1 protein-coding gene and 2 pseudogenes are annotated in these 3,093 nt (G+C 61.9%); all 3 read right to left on the bottom strand.

The features are described from left to right. Positions 1-239: 239 nt before the first annotated feature. Positions 240-542 (bottom strand): hypothetical protein, encoded by a 303-nt coding sequence (locus EET13_RS32780; protein WP_280177874.1) that lies wholly within the window; start codon positions 540-542, stop codon positions 240-242. Between the two features lie 49 nt (positions 543-591). Next, positions 592-867, bottom strand: a pseudogene (locus EET13_RS31440) (PE family protein); the annotation flags it as partial. Positions 868-1,939: 1,072 nt separating this feature from the next. Next, a pseudogene (locus EET13_RS30350) lies at positions 1,940-3,093 on the bottom strand (PE family protein); the annotation flags it as partial.

Here is a 3,093-nt window from a genome sequence, read left to right as displayed (position 1 = left end):
TCCTACCGCCAACGCACCCGACCCGGCCAACTTGACCCCGACCATCCCAACGACCATCCTCAATAACGCGCCACGGTGGTCCCATCCCCCTGGCAATCAGGTGGTCCCATCACCCTGGCAAGCGACAGAAGCCAACAGGAAAAGCTGGGCAGACCAGCGGTCGTCGCATCCCTACCACGCCACAAATCAAGATCAAAAATCAACAATTCACGCCACAACGTCCATCCGTGGATCGAGGCTTAGGCGCTCAGCGAACCGCCCACCGCCAATGCCTGTGTCAGGGCCGGACCGGCCCGGGCACTCAACCCAGCACCAATGCCCGACATCAGGACACCGAGATTCTGCAAGGATCGACCGGCCGCCACAATGATTTCGCCCGTCTGAACCAAACCCGTCCCGACGCCGGACACGATGGCACCTCCGGTTTGCAACGCGAGACCGGACGCTGCGGCACCAAATGCCGTCGCCAGCGAGTTGACGACCTGAAGAGCCAGTTCTCCATTGAAGCCGGCCGTCAGACCACCACTGAGCCCACCGCCCATTGCGGCAGCGGCATTCTGGCCACTGAGGATGGAAGCAGCATTGGCTATCTTCGGCTTCGACGTATGAGGACGCGGCGCCGCTCAATAGCTTAACGAAGTCAGCATGGAAAGCCGACGCTTGGGCGCTGACGGCTTGGTACTCCTGACCGAAGGTGCCGAATAGTGCTGCGATTGCAGCTGATACCTCGTATTGGCCGGCCCCCGCTAACGTAGTGGTGGTGGAAGCTGCCACTGCTGCGGTGGCTTCTTCCAGCGTCACGCGAATACCTGCCAGATCCTGGGCTGCTGCTTGGACAGCCTCGGGCACCGCGCTAACAAATGACATGTTCATCGCCGCCACACCATGACCGGTTTGACCCGATGAGTCCCGACCTCATCGGCGAAAAGAAACGTAATCCCTCGGGGCACAGCGACAACGGAAAACTATGGTTTCACTTGATTGGCGTCGAACCCACAAAAATGATCGCAACGTATGCATTTCGCTATCGTGAAGTTCAACTCGGTGTGCAGCACCGGCTCGCCGGTCCGGCGCAGAACCGCTCATATGCGAGCATTTCGAATAGTTAACATGTTGCGGGATAACAAATTCCGATCTGCTCGTTAGCGGACTTGCCGCCTCCGCGAAGACAGCAGTCGCCAACCTTGCGGCCGCCGTGGCCTCGATTCACGACCACTGACAACGCCCGATCCAAACCCTGATCTCACCATTGTCCTGTTGTACAACAACGCTTTTGAGCATCATGACAACGTCTTCTATGCATTCAAATCCGGTTGTTGTCCATGCGACCAGCATCGGTGCGATTTCACCGCCGAAGGGCGTTCGGCGGGACCGCCTCCGGCCAATTGACGACCGAGGCGGTGGTGATGACGTCTCCTTAGCTGCAGTGAGCGCATCCCGACGGCTGAGAGCGACAACGGCGCTTGGCCCTACACCCGACAGGTCCCCAAGCCATACCAAGCCGTGACAGGGTTTGCCGAATCTGCCCTCAGCAGCTAAGAATTGGCCAGGGCAAGTCGCGTTCACCGAGATACGAGGCCGGGGGCTGACAAGCGCGTAAGACTCCTGGAGCCGACATATGTCGCCGCCGGCACGTCAAGACATGAATTCATATTTGGTGACCGGGCGCCCCCATCGACGCTTCCCAATATTGCGGCAGCCGGAATGGCTCGGGGTCGCCGCCCGAGCGGCGCCACCGCACGAATCCGCACAACGACAGCCCGCCTCCAAACACGATCCCACGGATCGACCCGCACGCTGTTGTGCAGCCCTCGAGTTCACGCCGCGTCGATCCATGCCGGGCGGCTGCCTCGCGGACTCGCCCACTCAGGATCAACGCGCCGCCGGATTGCCGGCGCCGCAGGATCCGGCCTGCCAGTCGCGGCGCTCGGCTCAGCAACTACGCCCCGATTGCGTTCGCGAGCTGTTGCGGCCAGTAGTTCAGCAGAGCGGGAACGATGCCGCCGATCTCGGTGCCGTTGGTCGTGACGTTGAGCATGCCCCCAGTGAGTGGGTTGGGCGCAATAGCCGTGATGCGCTCGAGGGGGTGCAAAATCCCGTTGAAGGGGACGTTGTTCTGCAGCGTAATCGTTTCCGGCACGACGCCGACCAGCGGGACCACAAAGGGAACCGTCAACGTTAGCGGCGTGGGCAACACGTATTGACCATTCAGGAAGCCGTCCGCTATGACGGCTGGTGCATCGACCAACTCCGTCAACGCCAGCGATATGTTCCCGGCCTGCACGGCTTGGGAAATTGCCGTGACGCTCTTTCCTGCCGCGGCGGCTGTAGAGAACGCCGGTCCGACCAGCTCAAGGCCCAATGCCACCGGGAATCCGAGGGTTTGGGTGGGAGCCAGGAAATTCGTGACATCGACCGAAATGGTCGGGTCGGTGAGCAGTTTGACGACGTTGGCGAAGTTCTGCGCGGACTCTCCAGGGATGTTCAGGATCGGCAGCAGGTCTCCCAGGGCGCCGTTGACGACGGCGGTGAGCTGCGGGAAATTGCCGGTCACGCTGAAGAGGCTGGAGGTATCGACGAACAGACCGAACACGCCGGTCGCCACCTGCTGCACCGCGCCGCTGACATTGCCCGCCAGAAGGTCTTGGAACGCGGCTGCTAGGTGTTGGGGCAAGTTATACAGATTGCCCGTGAAGTCGATGACCGCGGCGTTGAACGATTGGCTGGTCAGATGGATGTAGCCGTCGAGGTTATTGGCGATCTGGCTCAGGAAAGGCGCGGGGCTGCCGGCCGAGGCGGCGCTGGTGCTGGCCAGGTTCACGGCCGTATTCGCCAGAAGGGCTTCGTACGGGTTGGTTGTGCTCGGTGGAGGGGTGGGCCCCCCGGGTAGGCCGGGACTACCCAGCTGCCCGGCCACGCCGCCGGTGCCATTCGTACCGCCGTTGACGCCGCTGCCACCATTGCCGCCGTTGCCGATCACCGTGGTCGTGGCGTTGCCGCCGTTGCCGCCGCTGGCCGGCGTAATCAGGTTAAGGGGGGAATTGCCGGAATTGCCGCCGTTGCCGCCGGCGCCGATAAGACCCATGGCATTAC

It is taken from the genome of Mycobacterium attenuatum (assembly GCF_900566085.1).
Taxonomy (GTDB): Bacteria; Actinomycetota; Actinomycetes; order Mycobacteriales; family Mycobacteriaceae; genus Mycobacterium; species Mycobacterium attenuatum.
Note: the sequence above shows the minus strand (reverse complement) of the source record. Positions and strands in the feature narration are given on the sequence as shown.